Below are 15,582 nucleotides of genomic sequence, written 5' to 3'. Positions count from 1 at the left end.
CGGTGCCCGCCGAGCGCGACCCGGCGGGCACCGCGGTTACGGCCTCCAGGCCTCCAGGTAGCCCGGCCGATCCGCGTACGGCAGGGCCAGCAGGCGAACGGCCAACTCCAGCCCCCGCCTCCGGCCGAGCGTGTCACGGTGGGCCTCTTGGCGCTGTGGGATGTCCCGGAGCGCTCCAGCCTTCAGTGCGGTCATGAGCGCGCGTTCGTCCACGCGTTGCTCGCCGGATACGCGTTCGTACGCCTCGATGATCTTCCGCTTGGCCTCGACCTCGGGGAGCACGCGAGCCGGGTCGCTGCCGGCCGCCTTGAGCGCGGTCTCGGCCAGCCCGTCGTAGTACTCCTTCCGCGCTTCGTACGCGCCCGGGTAGGTCTCCAGGTCAGCGTCGGCGAGCGCGCGCCCAACGCGCCCGACGAGGTACGCCTGCTCGCGCTCGTCTTCGTCGATCTGGGCTCGCAGCCACGTCACCAGGTCATCCACGGCGCCCATCATGCCGCAGCGTCCTGGGCTCGGCGGAGCTTCACCAGGCCGAGCCCGACGTACGGGCGGGCGCAGACCTCGCAGCGCCCGCCCGCGCCCTCCGGGAGGACCTGGCCGCCGCACCGGGTGCAGTCGCCGAGCGTGGCCTCCGGCCGGTCGTGCGCCAGGCCCTGCGCTCGCCGGTGCAGCTCCTGGATGGCGTCGGCGACGTCGCCGAACTCTTCCTGTCCGGCGGCCCACTGGAGCTGGGTGAGGACGTACCAGAGCCCGCGGGGCTGCTCGCCGCGCTCGGCGGCGATCCAAGCGGCGATCCGGTCGAGGGTGCCCCAGATCGACCACACGTCGTCCTCCGGCGTCGGCAGCGTGCGCGGGTCCAGCGCGGCCAGCACGTCGAGCCGGAGCGGCGGCCGCGATCCGTACCCGGGCGAGCCCCGGCCGGCCGCGCCGCGGACCGGTTCCTTCATGTGCCGCAGGACCAGCGGGTACTCGCCGAGCTCGCGCAGCTGCGCGCCGAGTTCGGTCACACAATCGGGGCACGCCTTGCCGGTGTAGACCGGGCGGGTGCAGCCGCGGACGACGCACACCGCCGCGGCCGTAGAACGCGCGAGAGCCGGACGCGACCGGTCGCGCGGACCGGTCGCCGGGACGGAGGTTGTGGTCATGGCTGCTGCTCCTTGCCCTCGTCGCGGGCCCGGATGGCGGCGGCCGCGACGTGGTCGCGCTCCTCCGGGGACGGTAGGAAGATCTCCAGGGCGTAGCCGGTCTTGACCACTCGATCCGCGTGGTGCCGCCAGACGCCTCCGACGTGGTTCACTACCGCCATGCCCGCGGGCACGGTGTCGCCCGGGAGGAACACCCGAGGCGCGGGCGGCGGTGACGTGGCCACTCGCAGCGCCGCCTCCAGGGCGTGCATGTGGTGCGCCGTCGGGTGCGCGGCTGCCCCGTGCGGGTCCGTCTCCTGGTACTCGCGGAACGCCTTGACGTAGGCGTCCCACGGGGACGGGCCCTCGGTCTCGCTGTCGGGCAGCGGCGCGAACGGCTGGCGACACGGGGCGTCCGGGTTGCGCGCGCAGGCGGCGCAGTCTCCGTCTCCGTTCGCGTCGTTCACGCATCGGGTGGTCGGCCGCCAGCCGGCGGCGAGGATCGCGTCGGCGAAGTGGTCGTAGGGCACGTCCATGCCCTCGAACGTCACCTGCGGACCGCCCCAGCGCGCCGTGTCGGCGGCCTTGAGCAGCTCGACGAGCTCCTCGCGCCCGGTCATCGGCGGAACCAGCCGATCGCACGGGCGAACCAGCCGCGGCGGGGCGCGGGCGAGATGCCCAGCATGGCGGCCTCGATGTTGCGGTGGTACGCCTGGGCGTGGGCGGCGAGGTGCTCGCGGGCCGCGTCTTCGACAGCCTGGAACGCGGCAGCCTGGTCCTCGGTCGCCGGCGGGCCCGACGGCCACTCCAGCTGGCCGATGCTGACCGCGAGCTGGGCGGCGACGTGGTGCACGGCGAGCGGCGGGCGCTCGGCGGGCGGCTCGGTGTCGACGTCCATCGTCTGGTAGGCGCCGAGGGTGCCGGTCTTCGGCCAGCCGGTCGCCGGGCGGGGCCGGCGCGCGGGCGGCGTCCAGGGCTCGGCCGCGGGGACCAGGCGCTCAAAGTGCGGGTGCGCGGACCAGCTGCGGACGGGCGGGCCGTCGTCGCGGATCAGGTCGTCCAGGACCTCTTCGTCGGTGCGGGTGTCCGGGTCGGTCACGGTGCCTCCAGGGCGGTGCGGGCGGCGGTGATCGCGGCCCTGAGTCGGGCTTTGACCTGCGCACCGTTGTGGATGGTGCAGTGCTTGGTGTGGATCTCGCCGTCGGGAATGCAGCGGATGGCGGCCAGGCCGGCCATGACGAGCTCCTGGCGGACGGCGAGGTGCGGGTCCTCGGTCGCGAGCTTCTCCTTGGCCGCGCGGACGACCTCGCCGAGCGCGGCCTGGCCGGCGTCGTCGAGCGGCTGTCCGCCGTGGACGCGGACGGGCTCGCCGTCGACGTCGTAGGCGCGGCAGGTGTCGTCAGCCACGGGCCGCCTCCGCGAGAATCGGGCGGATCGGCCACTCGGTGGGGACGTGGTCGTCCTTGCCCTGCTGGCGGAAGTACTTGGCCAGGCCCTCGGCCTGCTCGCGGTACCAGGCGACCTGGTTGGTGTGCAGCTCCTCGTGGGTCATCGCGCCGAGCTGCGGGTAGCAGCGGGCGAGCTTCCAGGCGACGCGGGCGGCGGCGAGCGCGTCGGCCGCGGCGCCGTGTGCGTCCAGTTCGGACAGCTGGATGCCGTAGTGCGCGGCCACCGCGGTGAGCTTCCGGGAGCCGGGCCGGTACCGGTCGTAGTGCTTGTCCAGGCACATCGGGTCGACGACCGGGCCTAGCTGCAGCTGCTCGCCGCCGACCGTGACGCCGTGGCGCGCCATCTCGTGGCCGAAGAGGCTCAGGTCGTAGGGGGCGTTGAAGACCACCAGCGTGCCGCCCGCGCGCCAGCCGGCGTCGAGGGCCGCGGCGATCTCGGCGGCGACCTCGGCGGCCGGGCGGCCGCTGGCGCGGGCCATCTCGGTCGTGATGCCGTGCACCGCGGCGGCCTGTTCCGGGATCTCGACGCCCGGGTCGGCGAGCCACTGCTGGGTGTCGACAGACCCGGCGATCGGGTTGATCGTGACCACCGCAGCGGTCACGATCCGCGCGGTCTCGACGTCCACGCCGGTGGTCTCCAGGTCGAAGGAGACCAGGATGCGTTCGTGCCAGCCAGTCATCAGCGCAGCACCTCGGCGTCCACTGCGACGAGGTCGGCGAACGACTCGGTCGCGTTGTCGTCGTGGTCGTCTGGCACCGCGAACGTCAGGGTCTCGGCGGCCTCGTCGACGGCGAGGACCACGTCCACGCTGCCGGTGTGCGGGAAGCGGATCCGCTTGCCGACGTCGTTGGAGGTGAACGGCAGCGCGGCGTTCGCCTTGCCGTGGATCTCGTCCCAGATCGCCAGGTACGAGCGGATCTCCGCCACGTCGCGCTCGTCGAGCTCCACGCGGGCCAGCGGCGGCGTGTCGTCGCCGGCGTACTTCGGGCCGGCCAAGCGGTGGCCGTGGCCGTAGCCGCGGTCGTCCTCGCAGCTGATGTTGATCCGGCCGCGCCGGTCGGACTCGATGACGACCTTGGTGTACTCGGTCATGGGTTTTCCCTTCGTTTGTCGGCGTCGAGGAGGGCTCGGCGCAGTTCGGCGGGGCGGAGGTTGGGTTTGCAGTCGTAGCAAGGGATTGCGGGGTCGCCGTCGCGGTCGACCCAGCCGCGGCCGTCGCAACGCGGGTCGTGGGTCGGGATCGCGGGCGGCTCGTCGTCGATGACGTCGCCGGTGCGGTCGTGGCTCATCACGGCGCACCGCTCGCGGTCTGCAGGTGCTTCGCGATCGCCGCGGCGGCCTCGTCGGCCATCCCGGCGAGGACGGCGGCGTGGCCGAGGCACGGCCGGCACCAGCGCCAGGGCGCGTGTCCGCAGCCGTCGTCGTGCCGGTGCGCGGCCGTGGTCCAGCCGAGCGCCTCGGAGATCGGCACGAGGTCGCGGTTGCGGGTGGTGCCGAAGCCGTTGCAGAGCACCGCGTCGGCCGGGTGGCGCTTCTTCTTGCCGGGCTGGTAGCCCGCGCTGTACAGGTGGATCGTGGTGCCGTTGCCCCACGGGCGGACGGCGAGGATCTCGGTCACAGGCCCAGTTCCTTTCGGCGGCGGAGGTAGTTGGCGGCGTGGTCGCAGCCCTCGCGGGCGTCGAGCATCACGAGGTCGGGCGAGACGCCGTGGTCGCGCACGAGCGCCGCGGCGGCCTTCGTGAGTTCCCAGCGCGCTCGCTCGGCCGGCGTGAGCGCGACGTCGGTCTTGGGGATCACGCTGGCTCCTTTCCGGAGGGAAGGCCGCGGCGGCAGGCGAAGCAGCTCGGCTTGCCGTCGTTGCGCTTGTGGTTGGGCAGTCCGTGCGGGCACTTGGCGGGCGTCGGGCTCGCGCGGGCGTTCGGTGGTTGCGTCGGGTGGTGACCAAGTGGGTGGTCGTCTTGTGGTGGTTGGTCACGTGGGTGGTAGTGGGCCATGCATGGCTGGCCCGTCAAAGATCGAATTTGGCCCCTCAATCCGTCCGAAGTGGCCGGATCTGGCCCCTGAAAGTCGTTTTCAGGGGCCATCTGGGTGTCCCCTGAATCTGCCGGTTGAGGGGACACCTGGGTGGCCCCTGAATCGGGTGTGTCCACAAGGGACGGTTCGGTTTCAGGGGCCACGTGGGTGGCCCCTGAAACGGTCGGCAGCGGCGACAGCTCGACGCGCTCGAGGAGATCGGCGGGGAACACCAACCGGTACTCCGCGGCCCGGCCCTTGCCGTTCCGGCCGCCGCCGCGCGAGATCTGCGCGATGAGCCCGTAGCCGTCCCTCAGCTCCGCGAGGAGGCGCTTCACGCTCCGCGGGGCCTTGTCGGTGTCGGCGGCCAGCTGGTCGACGCCAGGGCGGACACGGGAGCCGTCAGCGTCGGCGTAGGTGGCGAGCGTGAAGGCCAGGCGCGCGAGGGCGTCCGGCATCGCGATGCGCCGGAGGATCCGCTCCCATTCGAACCGGCCGACCGGCGTCGGGGCGCCATCGTTGTCACTGAGCACGGCCGTCATGCCACCGGCTCGGCGGGCTTGAGGAGGTGGGTCAGGGCAGGTTGTTCGCGGTGCTGGTTCACCGGGCTCACCTCCGTGTGGTTGGGGCCGTCGGGCGGGCTGGCGGGGAAGTCCAGCCCGGCCGACGGCGGCTGTGGGGTGTGCGGGTCAGGCTTGAAGGCGGTGTGCCGGGGCGGGGCGGTAGTCGTGGCAGGCGGGCCACCAGGCGCGGACGTCGGTGCCGGCGCCGCCGGTGGCTCTTCGCCAGTCCCCGCCGAAGTTGCACTTCGGGTAGACCCGGGCGGTGTCGCGGTGCGGGGCGACGCGGTGCAGGCAGCTGCCGCACCGCAGCCCGGCCGCCTTGCGGTCGACCGGCGCGGCGGCCGGGTGCAGCGGGATCGGCACGCGCAGCGCGACGCCGAGCGGGTGGTAGCCGAGGCTGATCGCCTCGGCCTGCCGCTTCGTGCGTCGCCGGTCGGGGCTCAGCTTCCGCGGCGGCGGGATCGGCGCGCCGGGCAGCTCGAACAGCGCGGCCGGGCCGACCGGGTCGCCGCCGCGGACCGGGGCCGGGCGGCCGAAGGTCTTGCGGTAGCAGACCGGGCCGTAGCCGAGGCGTTGGCTCTGCGGGGACGTCAGCTTGCGCCCGCAGCGGGGGCGCTGGCAGCGGGTGGTCACGCGTCCTCTTCCGTTTCCCAGCCGCACGCGTACTCCCAGTCGTCGTTGTCGCGCATGGTCCAGTGGACCGACGACGGGCGGAGGGCGTAGCGGATCCAGTAGGCGACCGTCCGGAGCGCGCGCATCACGAGGCACCGCCGAGGATTCCGCGCTGGTATCCGATGTGGACGGCGTGCGCGCGGCTGTGCACGCCGAACTTCCGGTAGATGCTCTTGGTGTGCGTCTTCACCGTGTCGACCGAGACCTTCAGGTGGCCGGCGATGTCCGGGTTTTGCAGGCCTTCCGCGATCAGCTCGAGGACGTCGACTTCCCGGTCGGAGAGGTCGCGTTTTCGGCCGGCGGCCGGGGTGAGTTCGAACCGGGGCACGGTGTCGGGGCTGGCCAGCGACGTGCTCGCCAGACCGGACCGAGGCAGCCAGCGGACGACCGTCTGCCACGCTTCGGGGCGGATCAGGAGCACGGCCTGGTAGCGCGCGGCGGGCCGCCGCGCGGCCGCGGTCATGACCCGGCTCCGGCGCGCCAGCTGTCGACGGCATCGCAGACCATCTCGACCCGGCGCGGGCCGAGGCCGGTGACGCGGGAGAGCGCCGACTGCACCGCCGGAGCGGCGCGGTGGGCGTCGACGAGGTAGGCGACGCGCTCGACGGTGTCGTGCCCGGCGTCGCGGAGCGGGCCGGTCTGGTGGTGGGTGAGGCCGTGCGCGTGGAGCGCTTTCAGCTCGGTCATGCCTTCCACCCCGCCGTCTTGGCCTCGGCGCGGATCTGGCCGAACAGCTTCGCCCAGGGTTCCGGCGGCGACGGCTTCACCGGCTCCGTCGGGACGACGGCGCGCGGGTACGGGTGCCCGCACTCGCAGGCCTGCGGCTCGGTGCCGGGGGCGTCGACCAGGTACCGGTGCTGGTGCGGCGGTGTGGCCTGCTCGGCGGCGTCGAGCTTGCGGCGCAGCTCGTCGACGTTGGCGTGCAGCTGGGCGATGTCGGCGTCGCGGCGCTCGATGATCGCGCCGCGGGCCTGCACCTGGGTGTCCAGCTCGGTCACCTGCGCGGTGAGGCGCTCGACGTCGGCGTCGGCCGCGGCGAGCTTCGCGGCGGCGGCTCGGCGTGCGCTGGCAAGCTCCGCCTTCGCCTGCTCGACGGTGGCCTTCTGCGAGTCGATGGTGCGGTCCCGGGCCTCGACGTCCTTGCGCAGCTCGGCGACGAGGTCGCCGAGGCGCTGCTTGTCGTCCCGCAGTTGCTGCACCTGGTCGCCGTCGGCCGGGGCGGCGACGGGCTGGCCGAGCAGCGGCCGGACGGCGTCGACGATCTGGCGCAGGTACTCCGGGGCGGCGGGCTCGTCGCCGTGGCGGCGCGCCCAGCGGTCGTCGGCGCGGCGGACGACGCCCTCCAGGTCGGCGGCCGGGGCGAGCGTGGCGGTCATGCCGTCACCCGGGTTCCGGCGAAGGCCTCGGCGTGCCAGCCCGCCAGCTCGCGGCAGACCGCGCGCATGTCGCCGGTGGCGAGCAGCGGGCGGAAGGTCTCGCGGTAGCGGGCGGTGCTGGTGGTGGCGTAGCAGCGGCCGCCGAGGACCTTGCAGACCTTCGTGAAGCTCTCGTCGAGGCCGGCCACGGTCCGGGACTGTCCGGAGTGGATGATCAGCTGGCCGGAGCGCGGGGCGGGGTTCCCGCAGGAGAGCCAGCTCAGCTCGACGGCCCCGAGGGCGTTGTGGGCGATGATCGCGAAGTCGCCGTCGGCGAGCTGGCCGCGGAACCGCAGTCCGGGGATGAAGAAGGTGGTCGGGACGAGGTCGTCCGCTGTGGTCGTCACGATGCCTCCTGGGCGGGTTCGCGGTGGAAGTGGTAGTCACCGGCCTCGTCGAGCAGGACCAGGCCGTAGTCCGGGTGCTCGAACGGCACCTCGAGCGGGTCGGCCCACGAGGGGACGGACCAGCCGCGGCGGTAGGCCTCTTCGGGGTGGGCGTGGATGTAGCCGTGGCACCCGGTGGTGCCGGTCCCGCACACGTCGAGGCCGTTAGGCGGCGTCCAGCGGCCGCCCTGGGAGCGGTTCTTGCGGTGCTGGAAGTTCGTCGCCCGGCCGAGGCACACGCCGGTGACGCGGACCTCGCAGCCGCCGTTGCTGCGCTGGCGGACGACCCGGCGGCACGTCGTCTCGTTCACGGGATCCCCAGGTGTTCCTTGTAGGCCAACAGGACGCGGGCGGGCGCGTCGCGCCACTCGTGCTCGCCGTGGCACCACTTCCGGAACGCGCCGACGACCTGGCCGAAGTTGCGGCCCTTGCGCTGGCAGTGCTTGAGCACCTCGTCGCGCAGCTGCTTCGCGCGCCGCGGGTCCTCGTCGATGGCCGGCGTGGCCGCGGTGGTGGTCGTGCCGCGGCGTTTCCACATCTCCAGCGCCACGCCGAAGTTCTGGCCGGCGTTGCGGAACGCGTCGCCGATCGCCTCTTTCACGGCGTTGCCGCCGAAGGCGCCGGGGGCGTCGCCGTAGCCGAGCACGGTCCGGTCACCGATCGTGAGCTTGATCCAGAGACCGCCGTGCTTGTCGAACTTCGGGAGGCCGTGCTCGTCGGTCGCGACCGGTTCCCAGTTCCAGTCCGGGTCGGCCTGGGTGAAGCGCTCGCGGACCCAGGCGTGGCCGATGTACTCGAGGTGCTCGTGCCCTTCCGGCGCGGTGGCCCCGCAGGTGGTGCAGAGGACGGCGGGCTGGTGCTTGCCGCACTCGACGTCGGTTGCCTTGCAGGCCGGGCAGACCACGACGGGGCGGAGCCCGACCGCTTCGGCCGGGAACTCCTCCCGCAGCTTGTCGCTGACGCCTGGCTTCACTCGCCGCCGTCCGGCGCGTCCGGGACGTCGAGCAGGTCCGGGACCTTCACGGTGCCGTTGCGGATCAGCTCGGTCAGCGTGGCGGCGGCGTCCGGGGACGGGCGGAACGACACGTTCGACGACGCGGCCGCGGACATGATGATGCCGGGGATGTCCAGCTCGCCGCCCGGCCCGGCCGGTTCCTTCGCGGCGTTCGACGCCTCGAGGACCTTCGCGCGGAACGCGGGCTTGACGATCTCCTTGAGCTTCACGAGGTGCTTGGCGTGCTGGTAGAGCACGGCCTTCACCTCGTCGTCCGGGCCGACGATGTCCATGTCCCAGTCGACGTCGTCGGGGTAGTTGGCCTTGACCCAGTCGAAGAACGCTTCGGCGTCGCCGACGCCGGCGGTCTTCTCCGGGTTGCTCTTCGACACCGCGCCGAGGTAGATCTTCTCGTCGGGGTCCCAGACGCTCAGGCGGTCGGAGCGCTTCATGTCCTTCTCGGCCACGGCCCGCTGGGCGTCGTAGGCGGCCTTCGCGCGGTCGCGGAGCAGGCCGAGGGCGGCGAGCTGCAAAAGATTGTCGGTCACTTCGGGGCGTCCTTTCTGGACTGGAATTCGGTGTAGAGCCGGGTGAGGTCGTCCCAGCGGCCGTTGGTGTGCTGCTCGTAGAAGTCGGCGAACGGCCTGGCGTCGTCGAACGACGAGTAGTCGCCGCGGGCGACGTCTTCGCTGATTCGGCCCATCGCGTAGCCGAGCGCGATGGAGTGCGTGCGGATGGCTTCGCGCTCGCGGTCGAATCCCTCGCGCAGCTGCGCGATGTAGTCGTCGAGCGCGTCCCTCGGCCTGGCGGTGGTCATCGCCGGACGGCCTCGGCGTCGTCGCCGCGGTGGCACCACGAGGCGGGCTCATCGCACGACGCGCGGACCGGCGGCGGTGTGGACGGGCAGCGGCCGTTGCCGTCGTAGCCGCACTGGTAGTCCGGCTTGTCGGCGTCCTCGGTGTAGGGCGGGCGGGGCTCCGGCTGGCCGGCGACCTTGTCGCACCCGGCCACGGCGCCGAGCAGCGCCGCGCCGACGGTGAAGGCGACGAGCCCGGCGAAGCCGATCCGCGCGCTCAGCGCCTGGACGATCTTGGACATCAGAACCTCGTTTCGAATTTTGTCCAGCGGCCGTCGCGGTCGAGGTGCTCGACGTGGACGTCCCGGCCGTCGAAGGCCTCGCGCTGCAGGCGGTCCATGAGCGGCTCGGCGAGCCGCTGGGGGCCGGGGCCGGTGCCCCAGAGGCAGCACCAGCACGCCTCGACGAGGTCGGTGAGGACGTCGCCGGGCGGGCAGGGGCCGGGGTCGAGCACGGGGTAGGCGCGCCAGCGGACGACGTGGCCGCGGTGCTGGCACCACGGGCAGGCGTGCGGCTCGTTCTCGTGCGCGACGGCCTCGTAGGTCTTGAGGTAGTCGCCGAGCGTTCCGGCGGAGCCGAGCAGCGCCGGGACGGTGACGGCGGCCGCGCCGAGCTGGACCATCGCGCGTACGGCGTTCCGGACGACGTCGCCGGGGAGGGTGAGGAGCACGGTGGTGGCGGACATCAGCCGATCACCAGCCAGGCGGCGAACCAGGTGACGACGATGGCGGCGACCACGCTGACGGCGAGCACGCTGCCCGGCACGACGGGCGGGCCCCAGCGGCTGTCGTCGTCGCCGAGGTCGGCCTCCAGCTCGGCCCATTCGGCGGCGGTGTGCTGCTCGGCGAGGAACTCGGCGACGTCGTCCGGGCCCGGCGTGTCCTGGATGGCGGCCAGCAGCTTCTCGCCGTAGTCCGGCGACACCACCTCGGCGACCGGCAGGCCGGGCAGCGTGCCGCTCAGCGGCATCGGTTCGGTCGGCAGCTCGACGCGGTCGATCGCCTCGGTGGGCCGGTCGTCGGCCGGGACCGCGCGGTGGCGGCCGGTGCTCTCGCTGTCGGCGCGGGCGTCGAGCTCGTCCTGGATGGCTTCGACGTCGACCAGGGCGCGCTCGCGCAGCACCGGGTCGGTGCTGCCGTGGAAGAACGCCCTGAGGTCGCGGATCGTCTTGCGCAGCTGGGCGGACGGGGCCTCGCGGAGGAACGCCTCGCCGTCGGCCGCGTCCCACGCGTGCTCCTTGACGACGTCGCGGCCCGCCGCGGTGATCTCGTATCCGCAGTCCGGCGTCCAGCGGGACAGGCCGGCGGTCTCCAGGCCGCGGAGGATCTCGATGTCGCGGGCGACCGGCGGGCGGTAGCTGGCGGCGCCGGGCGTGGTGTCGGCGAGCAGGGCGGCCAGCTGCTCCAGCTGGTCGGCCGTAAGATCCGTGGTGATCAAGAGGAGGGTCCTTCCTCGGGTCTTGCCTGCTCCGCGCCCGGCATGGCGCGGGGCAGGCTCTTTTCTGGGGAGTGGTCACCGGCGGGCTGGGCGGGGTGCGAGCACGTCCGGCCCGCCGGCAGATCAGGAGGCCTTGCGCTTCGCGCGGGCCTTGGCCGACTTCAAGGCCAGGGCGAGGAAGTAGGCCTTCCTCGCGTGCGCCGCGCGCCGAGCGCGCTCGGCCGGGTCGAGCTGTCCGTCCGGGTCGACCTGGCGCTCGAAGCGGTCCAGGAATGCCTTCGTGCCTGGCGCCGTGCGTGCCGTCCGGTCGGTGGTCTGGGCCCAGCTGGCGTGGACCGCGACACGAGCGGCCAGAGACCGCTGCTCTGGACTCCGCACACGCGGGCTCGACTTGGTCGGCCGCGGAGGCGGGACAGGGCGCTCGGGGCGAGGGTGCGACGTCGGGTTCGGCTCGCGGGTCGGCGTCTGCGGGGCCGGGTTCGGCCGCGGGGTGGCAGAGTTCACGCGCTCGCTCCGGCGATCTCTTCGAAGGGCACCCCGAGGACTTCCGCCCAGAGGTGCAAGCTCTCGGCCTTGGTGCCCTTGCGGCCCGTCTCGACGTTGTAAACGTGCTGGTAGGAGCGTCCGACGGCCTTCGCAAAGGCGGTCCGCGACATGCGCTTTCGCTCGCGCGCCTCCTGGATTGCCCGGCCAATGGGCTCCGTCTTCCGGGTGGTCATGAGGTCAGAATAGGACAGAAGAGGTCAGTTGACAACAGAAGAGTGGACGGAACTGGTGGCTTCTCTTGTCAGAAGAGGTCAGAAGAGGTAAGAAGAGAGTTGGAGGGGAGGCCACAATGAGGCATCTGAAGAGACAGTCGAGGCGCCGCCCGCCCTGTCGGGTGGACAGTTCGAGACCGCCCGGGCATCCTTTGCGAGTGGCCGGAAGAGATTGGAAGAGACTCGCGTCGTACGTCATCGACGCGCGTACGGCCGCAGGTTTCCCGGTGCGGCGCACGTTCGCGAAGCACATTGTCGTCTCCGACAAGACCCTTCAGCGTCTGGAGCTGGACCACATGGCGATCCGGCCAGCCAAACTGGCCGCGATTGAGCGCGGTGTCGGCTGGGCGCCAGGTAGTGCTGAGGCTGTACTCGCGGGCGGCGAGCCGACACTGCTGGCCGGAGTCACTCATATCGCCGGCCCCGACCTTCGCGACGACACGGAGCGTCAGCTCTGGGCCCTTCCTGACCTCTCGGACGAAGAGCGGTGGGCGTTCATCGATCTCCACCGGGCGCACCAGGTGCGCGAACACCGCCGGTTCGGTGAGTAGACACCGCCATTCGGCCGAACGAGTGGTGGACAATTTGCGCGAATTAGGCCGTTAGAGTTGACGTGAATCGCGAACTTCCACGAACAGGTCGCGCGCCGATTCTTTAGCGTGCAACGTGCAAGTATGTTATTCGTAATACTCCTGGTCAGCGGGCTGAGCGTGGCCGCCATCGGCACCTCCGCGTACGCCGTCTGGTACATGCGGCGCTTCCGGCGTTCGATGCTCAGCTACGTCCGCGCGCAGACCCTCGCGACCCAGCCGCCGCCCGACGACGATGACGACGGGCGCCGCCGGCACCTCCGCCTCGTCGCCGTGTTCGTCGCCCTCGGCAGCGGCATCGCCTGGCTCGGCCGCTGGCTCCGCGACCATCCAGCCACCTCCGCCGGCGTCGCACTCGCCGCGGCCGGCGCGGCCGTTGCCGCGCTCCTCGTGCTCCGCCCGGCCCCGACACCGCCACGGTCCGCGCCACCGCCGACGGAACCAACGACGGCAACGATCACCAGACAGACCACGTCGACACAGACCACCGTGACCACGCCACCCGGCGGTGCCTCGGCCGTCCCGCGCTCGACAAACTCGCGAAGCAGCAGCACCGCCAGCACTCCGCCGACCAACCTGCCGACCGGTCCGACGCCCTCTGCGAACTCCTCGACAACGACCACCAGCTCGGCGCCGCCGAGCACCGACCCGACGTCACCGGACGACTGTGCGATCAACGTCGACGTCCTCGACGTTCTGCACGCGTGCATCTTCCAAGCGGCAGCATGAAGCTGTCCGACCCGTAACGGGGCGGGCGGGGAAAAGAGGCTTCAGACGCCCCCCCCCCCGCACTTTTAGAGTTCTCTGGGGGAGTTCCTGATTCCGCGGGGCTACAGGTCGCCCAGGTTCAGCCCGCGTGCCTCATCGAGAGCGCGTTGCGCGGTAGTTGCCCTGGTGTAGCGCGCCATCGTGGCGCGGTCCTTCCAGCCGCCGACCGCCATCAGCCCTTCCTCCGAGCCGCCGGCCGCGCGCCAGCGCTGCGCGGCTGTATGCCGGGTCAGGTGCGGGTGGAAATCCGCGATCCCGGCCAGCTCGGCCCGCCACTTCAGCGTGCTGTACAGCCCCTGGTAGCCGAATCCGGTGCCCCGCTCACCGAGCCACATCCGCGGTGTCTCCGCGAGCCGGTGGGTGCGCCGCATCCGCTGGTAGCGGTCGATCGCCCGGGCGGTCTGCGGGCTGAACGGCACCAGGCGCTCACGCCGGCCCTTGCCGACCACGCGCGCCACGCCGCGACCGAGGTCGAAGTCGTCGGTCGTCTGGCCGATCACCTCGCCGGCCCGGACGATCGCCTCCAGCATGAACCGGACGATCGCCTCGTCGCGGCGATCGCGGAAGTCGGAGCCCTTGCACGCCTTGATCAGGGCCGTGCACTGCTCGTCGGTCAGCCGGGGGGTGAGCTTCTCGTCGAACGATGGCGCCTTGAGTCCGAGCAGGACGTCCTCGGGCAGCTCCTTCTCCTCGACGAGCCAGCGGGAGAACTGGCGTACCGCCAGCTGGCGCGCCACGGCCGTGGTGGCCTCGCGCTGGTCGAGGAGGTCCGCGGTGAACGCCACCACGGCGTCGCGAGCGATGGCCACGGGCAGCTCCTCGCGCTCGCAGTACTCCAGGTACTGGGTCACGCCGGTGGTGTAGCTCTTGATCGTCTGGCGGGACTTGCGCTCGGCGCGCAGGTGCACGCGCCACGACTCAAGCAGGGCCCAGAGGTCTACGGCTGGCATTCCGATATCTTGACTGGGAGCGGCGTTCGAGGCAAGATGAGTGTCGGTTACCCCATAAAACCCGAGGTCAGAGGCTCTTTCGCCGGGCGACCCCAGTAGAGATACCGCTGGATGATCTCGAAGACGCTGGTCGTGAAGTCCACGAACGGCTTGGCCTTGTCGCCCAGGCTGTACGCGGCCGCGCCGATCACCAGCGCGAGGAAGAGCACCTGCAGCGTCTCGCCGTCGGCAAACGCTTTCACGAAGTTCTCGGGCAGCAGGCCGTTCACGAAGGCGCTCCACGAGCCCCAGTGGTCGACGCTGGCCGCGGCCTTGTCGGCGTTCTTGGCGGTCGCTTCGACGCCGCCGAGCCCGCCCGCGCCGGGGTTGAAGATCCGGCCGGCCGCGATGCCGATCAGGGACGCGATGAACGACGTGATCGCGAACCACAGCACCGTCTTGCCGCCCAGGCGCGCGGCGGTGCGGCCGCCGCCGAGCCCGCGGAGGCTGTTGATGCCGACCACGATGGCCGTGAAGACCAGCGGGATCACCGCGATCTGCAGCAGCGTCGTGAAGATGGTGCCGATCTGGTCGAGGAGATCGGTCAGCCAGCCGGCCTCGGTCTGCCGTGCGACGACGCCCAGCAGGGCGCCGACGACGAGCGAGCCGAGAACCGCGGCCGCGAACACCCGCGGTTTGGTGTATGTCCGTACGAAAGACACGGGGCGACTCCGGTGCTCGAAAATTTCTCGTCTTGCCTCGTGAACAGAACGTTAGGCAAGGGAGCACTCTTCCGGATCACCCGTTCGTGTGGCGCCTTTCTCAGGATGCGGGACGCTCCCAGAGATCCACGACACCCACCCCGACCTCGGCCAGCAGCCGGCGCGTCAGCGGCAGGCTGATCCCGATCACGCTCGTGTGCCCACCGGTGAGCCCTTCGACGAACCAGCCGCCCCGGCCGTCGATCGTGAAGCCGCCTGCCACGTGCAGCGGCTCGCCGCTGGCGACGTAGGCGTCGATCTCGTGCTCGCTGGGCGTGCCGAACCGGACGGTCGTCGACTCCCAGCCCGAGGACTCCTTCGCGCGCGTGCCGCCGTCGAGCCGGACGACCGCGTGCCCGGTGAGGAGTTCACCGGATGTCCCGGCCATCGCGGCCCACCGCTGCCGCGCGGTGTCCGGATCGGCCGGTTTGCCGACCATCCGGCCGCCGATGTTCAGCATCGAGTCGCAGGCGACGATGACGGCGTCCGGGTGCACCGCGGCGACCTTGTCGACGACGGCTTCGGCCTTGGCCGCGGCGAGGGCGGCGACGAGCTCGGACGGCGAGGGATCGGTCAGCGCGGCGGCGACGGCGTCCTCGTCGACGCCGGAGACGAACACGGCCGGGTCGAGGCCCGCGGAACGCAGGAGGGCGAGGCGGGCGGGGGACTGGGAGGCGAGGACGAACTGCACCCCCGGAACGTACCCGGCGGCTCGTCGTGACCGAATTGTGACCGGCGCCACTTTCGGGGCGGGTTATTTTGTTGTCACTCGCAACATATGGATCCGGTGCGGGAGGTGCCCATGACCGTGCGCGTGACGGAGTCGACACCGCCGCGACCGCCGTGGTGGGTGAAACGGCGGGCGCCGCG

The 15,582-nt window shown here is 72.0% G+C and carries 30 protein-coding genes and 1 pseudogene; 2 read left to right on the top strand and 29 right to left on the bottom strand.

Annotated elements, in window-relative coordinates; genetic code table 11:
• Nucleotides 1-36: 36 nt before the first annotated feature.
• From EIY87_RS09230 to EIY87_RS09110, 26 genes are all read right to left on the bottom strand, one after another.
• The gene (locus EIY87_RS09230; protein ID WP_125307238.1) at nucleotides 37-489 is read right to left on the bottom strand and encodes a DUF6221 family protein; all 453 of its coding nucleotides are present in this window, start codon (nucleotides 487-489) and stop codon (nucleotides 37-39) included.
• Nucleotides 489-1,142 (bottom strand): hypothetical protein, encoded by a 654-nt coding sequence (locus tag EIY87_RS09225; RefSeq protein WP_125307237.1) that lies wholly within the window; start codon nucleotides 1,140-1,142, stop codon nucleotides 489-491. The genes EIY87_RS09230 and EIY87_RS09225 overlap by 1 nt, the downstream gene beginning before the upstream one ends.
• Nucleotides 1,139-1,741: a hypothetical protein gene (locus tag EIY87_RS09220; protein ID WP_125307236.1), complete on the bottom strand. Its 603-nt coding sequence runs from the start codon at nucleotides 1,739-1,741 to the stop codon at nucleotides 1,139-1,141. The genes EIY87_RS09225 and EIY87_RS09220 overlap by 4 nt, the downstream gene beginning before the upstream one ends.
• Nucleotides 1,738-2,220, bottom strand: a complete 483-nt coding sequence (locus tag EIY87_RS09215) for a hypothetical protein (protein WP_125307235.1) — start codon at nucleotides 2,218-2,220, stop codon at nucleotides 1,738-1,740. The genes EIY87_RS09220 and EIY87_RS09215 overlap by 4 nt, the downstream gene beginning before the upstream one ends.
• Nucleotides 2,217-2,528: a hypothetical protein gene (locus tag EIY87_RS09210; protein WP_125307234.1), complete on the bottom strand. Its 312-nt coding sequence runs from the start codon at nucleotides 2,526-2,528 to the stop codon at nucleotides 2,217-2,219. The genes EIY87_RS09215 and EIY87_RS09210 overlap by 4 nt, the downstream gene beginning before the upstream one ends.
• Nucleotides 2,521-3,249 (bottom strand): exonuclease domain-containing protein, encoded by a 729-nt coding sequence (locus EIY87_RS09205; RefSeq protein ID WP_125307233.1) that lies wholly within the window; start codon nucleotides 3,247-3,249, stop codon nucleotides 2,521-2,523. The genes EIY87_RS09210 and EIY87_RS09205 overlap by 8 nt, the downstream gene beginning before the upstream one ends.
• Nucleotides 3,249-3,662, bottom strand: coding sequence for a hypothetical protein (locus EIY87_RS09200; RefSeq protein ID WP_125307232.1), 414 nt, complete (start codon nucleotides 3,660-3,662; stop codon nucleotides 3,249-3,251). The genes EIY87_RS09205 and EIY87_RS09200 overlap by 1 nt, the downstream gene beginning before the upstream one ends.
• The gene (locus tag EIY87_RS09195) at nucleotides 3,659-3,859 is read right to left on the bottom strand and encodes a hypothetical protein (RefSeq protein WP_125307231.1); all 201 of its coding nucleotides are present in this window, start codon (nucleotides 3,857-3,859) and stop codon (nucleotides 3,659-3,661) included. Before EIY87_RS09195 ends, EIY87_RS09200 begins: the two co-directional genes overlap by 4 nt.
• Nucleotides 3,859-4,188, bottom strand: a complete 330-nt coding sequence (locus tag EIY87_RS09190) for a hypothetical protein (RefSeq protein WP_125307230.1) — start codon at nucleotides 4,186-4,188, stop codon at nucleotides 3,859-3,861. The genes EIY87_RS09195 and EIY87_RS09190 overlap by 1 nt, the downstream gene beginning before the upstream one ends.
• Complete coding sequence (locus EIY87_RS09185) at nucleotides 4,185-4,367, bottom strand: hypothetical protein (RefSeq protein ID WP_125307229.1); 183 nt, start codon at nucleotides 4,365-4,367, stop codon at nucleotides 4,185-4,187. The genes EIY87_RS09190 and EIY87_RS09185 overlap by 4 nt, the downstream gene beginning before the upstream one ends.
• The gene (locus tag EIY87_RS09180) at nucleotides 4,364-5,125 is read right to left on the bottom strand and encodes a hypothetical protein (RefSeq protein WP_125307228.1); all 762 of its coding nucleotides are present in this window, start codon (nucleotides 5,123-5,125) and stop codon (nucleotides 4,364-4,366) included. The genes EIY87_RS09185 and EIY87_RS09180 overlap by 4 nt, the downstream gene beginning before the upstream one ends.
• 147 nt (nucleotides 5,126-5,272) lie before the next feature.
• On the bottom strand, nucleotides 5,273-5,779 hold the full coding sequence (locus EIY87_RS09175; RefSeq protein ID WP_125307227.1) for a DUF6011 domain-containing protein: 507 nt from the start codon (nucleotides 5,777-5,779) through the stop codon (nucleotides 5,273-5,275).
• Nucleotides 5,776-5,904, bottom strand: coding sequence for a hypothetical protein (locus tag EIY87_RS48895; RefSeq protein WP_263855607.1), 129 nt, complete (start codon nucleotides 5,902-5,904; stop codon nucleotides 5,776-5,778). Before EIY87_RS48895 ends, EIY87_RS09175 begins: the two co-directional genes overlap by 4 nt.
• Nucleotides 5,904-6,281 carry a response regulator transcription factor gene (locus EIY87_RS09170; RefSeq protein ID WP_125307226.1) on the bottom strand — a complete coding sequence of 126 codons (378 nt, stop codon included), beginning with the start codon at nucleotides 6,279-6,281 and terminating at the stop codon, nucleotides 5,904-5,906. The genes EIY87_RS48895 and EIY87_RS09170 overlap by 1 nt, the downstream gene beginning before the upstream one ends.
• The gene (locus EIY87_RS09165; protein ID WP_125307225.1) at nucleotides 6,278-6,505 is read right to left on the bottom strand and encodes a hypothetical protein; all 228 of its coding nucleotides are present in this window, start codon (nucleotides 6,503-6,505) and stop codon (nucleotides 6,278-6,280) included. Before EIY87_RS09165 ends, EIY87_RS09170 begins: the two co-directional genes overlap by 4 nt.
• On the bottom strand, nucleotides 6,502-7,194 hold the full coding sequence (locus EIY87_RS09160) for a hypothetical protein (protein WP_125307224.1): 693 nt from the start codon (nucleotides 7,192-7,194) through the stop codon (nucleotides 6,502-6,504). Before EIY87_RS09160 ends, EIY87_RS09165 begins: the two co-directional genes overlap by 4 nt.
• Nucleotides 7,191-7,580, bottom strand: coding sequence for a hypothetical protein (locus EIY87_RS09155; RefSeq protein ID WP_125307223.1), 390 nt, complete (start codon nucleotides 7,578-7,580; stop codon nucleotides 7,191-7,193). The genes EIY87_RS09160 and EIY87_RS09155 overlap by 4 nt, the downstream gene beginning before the upstream one ends.
• A complete protein-coding gene (locus EIY87_RS09150) occupies nucleotides 7,577-7,930 on the bottom strand; it encodes an HNH endonuclease (RefSeq protein ID WP_125307222.1) in 354 nt (117 codons plus the stop codon). The genes EIY87_RS09155 and EIY87_RS09150 overlap by 4 nt, the downstream gene beginning before the upstream one ends.
• The gene (locus EIY87_RS09145; RefSeq protein WP_125307221.1) at nucleotides 7,927-8,592 is read right to left on the bottom strand and encodes a hypothetical protein; all 666 of its coding nucleotides are present in this window, start codon (nucleotides 8,590-8,592) and stop codon (nucleotides 7,927-7,929) included. Before EIY87_RS09145 ends, EIY87_RS09150 begins: the two co-directional genes overlap by 4 nt.
• Entirely contained in the window at nucleotides 8,589-9,161 is a 573-nt protein-coding gene (locus EIY87_RS09140) for a hypothetical protein (RefSeq protein ID WP_125307220.1), read from the bottom strand. Before EIY87_RS09140 ends, EIY87_RS09145 begins: the two co-directional genes overlap by 4 nt.
• The gene (locus EIY87_RS09135) at nucleotides 9,158-9,430 is read right to left on the bottom strand and encodes a hypothetical protein (protein WP_125307219.1); all 273 of its coding nucleotides are present in this window, start codon (nucleotides 9,428-9,430) and stop codon (nucleotides 9,158-9,160) included. Before EIY87_RS09135 ends, EIY87_RS09140 begins: the two co-directional genes overlap by 4 nt.
• The gene (locus EIY87_RS09130) at nucleotides 9,427-9,711 is read right to left on the bottom strand and encodes a hypothetical protein (protein WP_125307218.1); all 285 of its coding nucleotides are present in this window, start codon (nucleotides 9,709-9,711) and stop codon (nucleotides 9,427-9,429) included. The genes EIY87_RS09135 and EIY87_RS09130 overlap by 4 nt, the downstream gene beginning before the upstream one ends.
• A complete protein-coding gene (locus EIY87_RS09125; protein WP_125307217.1) occupies nucleotides 9,711-10,154 on the bottom strand; it encodes a hypothetical protein in 444 nt (147 codons plus the stop codon). The genes EIY87_RS09130 and EIY87_RS09125 overlap by 1 nt, the downstream gene beginning before the upstream one ends.
• Nucleotides 10,154-10,906, bottom strand: coding sequence for a hypothetical protein (locus tag EIY87_RS09120; RefSeq protein WP_125307216.1), 753 nt, complete (start codon nucleotides 10,904-10,906; stop codon nucleotides 10,154-10,156). The genes EIY87_RS09125 and EIY87_RS09120 overlap by 1 nt, the downstream gene beginning before the upstream one ends.
• Nucleotides 10,907-11,029: 123 nt before the next feature.
• A complete protein-coding gene (locus tag EIY87_RS09115) occupies nucleotides 11,030-11,284 on the bottom strand; it encodes a hypothetical protein (RefSeq protein WP_225439789.1) in 255 nt (84 codons plus the stop codon).
• Between the two features lie 122 nt (nucleotides 11,285-11,406).
• Complete coding sequence (locus EIY87_RS09110; RefSeq protein WP_125307215.1) at nucleotides 11,407-11,625, bottom strand: helix-turn-helix transcriptional regulator; 219 nt, start codon at nucleotides 11,623-11,625, stop codon at nucleotides 11,407-11,409.
• Between the two features lie 197 nt (nucleotides 11,626-11,822).
• On the opposite strand from EIY87_RS09110, the gene EIY87_RS09105 reads away from it, so the two are divergent.
• Both EIY87_RS09105 and EIY87_RS09100 read left to right on the top strand, forming a co-directional pair.
• Nucleotides 11,823-12,215: a hypothetical protein gene (locus EIY87_RS09105; RefSeq protein ID WP_125307214.1), complete on the top strand. Its 393-nt coding sequence runs from the start codon at nucleotides 11,823-11,825 to the stop codon at nucleotides 12,213-12,215.
• 123 nt (nucleotides 12,216-12,338) lie between these two features.
• The gene (locus tag EIY87_RS09100) at nucleotides 12,339-12,983 is read left to right on the top strand and encodes a hypothetical protein (protein WP_125307213.1); all 645 of its coding nucleotides are present in this window, start codon (nucleotides 12,339-12,341) and stop codon (nucleotides 12,981-12,983) included.
• Between the two features lie 101 nt (nucleotides 12,984-13,084).
• Here the strand turns inward: EIY87_RS09100 and EIY87_RS09095 are convergent, their stop codons facing one another.
• From EIY87_RS09095 to EIY87_RS09085, 3 genes and pseudogenes are all read right to left on the bottom strand, one after another.
• The gene (locus EIY87_RS09095) at nucleotides 13,085-13,972 is read right to left on the bottom strand and encodes a tyrosine-type recombinase/integrase (RefSeq protein WP_125307212.1); all 888 of its coding nucleotides are present in this window, start codon (nucleotides 13,970-13,972) and stop codon (nucleotides 13,085-13,087) included.
• 92 nt (nucleotides 13,973-14,064) lie between these two features.
• Nucleotides 14,065-14,673, bottom strand: a pseudogene (locus EIY87_RS09090) (dicarboxylate/amino acid:cation symporter); the annotation flags it as partial.
• A 100-nt stretch (nucleotides 14,674-14,773) separates the two neighbouring features.
• Nucleotides 14,774-15,403 (bottom strand): Maf family protein, encoded by a 630-nt coding sequence (locus EIY87_RS09085; RefSeq protein WP_125307211.1) that lies wholly within the window; start codon nucleotides 15,401-15,403, stop codon nucleotides 14,774-14,776.
• Nucleotides 15,404-15,582: the final 179 nt, after the last annotated feature.

It is taken from the genome of Amycolatopsis eburnea (assembly GCF_003937945.1).
GTDB classification, from domain to species: Bacteria; Actinomycetota; Actinomycetes; order Mycobacteriales; family Pseudonocardiaceae; genus Amycolatopsis; species Amycolatopsis eburnea.
Note: the sequence above shows the minus strand (reverse complement) of the source record. Positions and strands in the feature narration are given on the sequence as shown.

Excerpts from the sequence above, each read along its gene's own strand:
- EIY87_RS09230 (WP_125307238.1), bottom strand. The coding sequence starts at position 489 with ATGGGCGCCGTGGATGACCTGGTGACGTGGCTGCGAGCCCAGATCGAC.
- EIY87_RS09225 (WP_125307237.1), bottom strand. The coding sequence starts at position 1,142 with ATGACCACAACCTCCGTCCCGGCGACCGGTCCGCGCGACCGGTCGCGT.
- EIY87_RS09220 (WP_125307236.1), bottom strand. The coding sequence starts at position 1,741 with ATGACCGGGCGCGAGGAGCTCGTCGAGCTGCTCAAGGCCGCCGACACG.
- EIY87_RS09205 (WP_125307233.1), bottom strand. The coding sequence starts at position 3,249 with ATGACTGGCTGGCACGAACGCATCCTGGTCTCCTTCGACCTGGAGACC.
- EIY87_RS09200 (WP_125307232.1), bottom strand. The coding sequence starts at position 3,662 with ATGACCGAGTACACCAAGGTCGTCATCGAGTCCGACCGGCGCGGCCGG.
- EIY87_RS09195 (WP_125307231.1), bottom strand. The coding sequence starts at position 3,859 with ATGAGCCACGACCGCACCGGCGACGTCATCGACGACGAGCCGCCCGCG.
- EIY87_RS09180 (WP_125307228.1), bottom strand. The coding sequence starts at position 5,125 with ATGACGGCCGTGCTCAGTGACAACGATGGCGCCCCGACGCCGGTCGGC.
- EIY87_RS48895 (WP_263855607.1), bottom strand. The coding sequence starts at position 5,904 with ATGCGCGCGCTCCGGACGGTCGCCTACTGGATCCGCTACGCCCTCCGC.
- EIY87_RS09170 (WP_125307226.1), bottom strand. The coding sequence starts at position 6,281 with ATGACCGCGGCCGCGCGGCGGCCCGCCGCGCGCTACCAGGCCGTGCTC.
- EIY87_RS09165 (WP_125307225.1), bottom strand. The coding sequence starts at position 6,505 with ATGACCGAGCTGAAAGCGCTCCACGCGCACGGCCTCACCCACCACCAG.
- EIY87_RS09160 (WP_125307224.1), bottom strand. The coding sequence starts at position 7,194 with ATGACCGCCACGCTCGCCCCGGCCGCCGACCTGGAGGGCGTCGTCCGC.
- EIY87_RS09135 (WP_125307219.1), bottom strand. The coding sequence starts at position 9,430 with ATGACCACCGCCAGGCCGAGGGACGCGCTCGACGACTACATCGCGCAG.
- EIY87_RS09130 (WP_125307218.1), bottom strand. The coding sequence starts at position 9,711 with ATGTCCAAGATCGTCCAGGCGCTGAGCGCGCGGATCGGCTTCGCCGGG.
- EIY87_RS09125 (WP_125307217.1), bottom strand. The coding sequence starts at position 10,154 with ATGTCCGCCACCACCGTGCTCCTCACCCTCCCCGGCGACGTCGTCCGG.
- EIY87_RS09110 (WP_125307215.1), bottom strand. The coding sequence starts at position 11,625 with ATGACCACCCGGAAGACGGAGCCCATTGGCCGGGCAATCCAGGAGGCG.
- EIY87_RS09100 (WP_125307213.1), top strand. The coding sequence starts at position 12,339 with ATGTTATTCGTAATACTCCTGGTCAGCGGGCTGAGCGTGGCCGCCATC.
- EIY87_RS09095 (WP_125307212.1), bottom strand. The coding sequence starts at position 13,972 with ATGCCAGCCGTAGACCTCTGGGCCCTGCTTGAGTCGTGGCGCGTGCAC.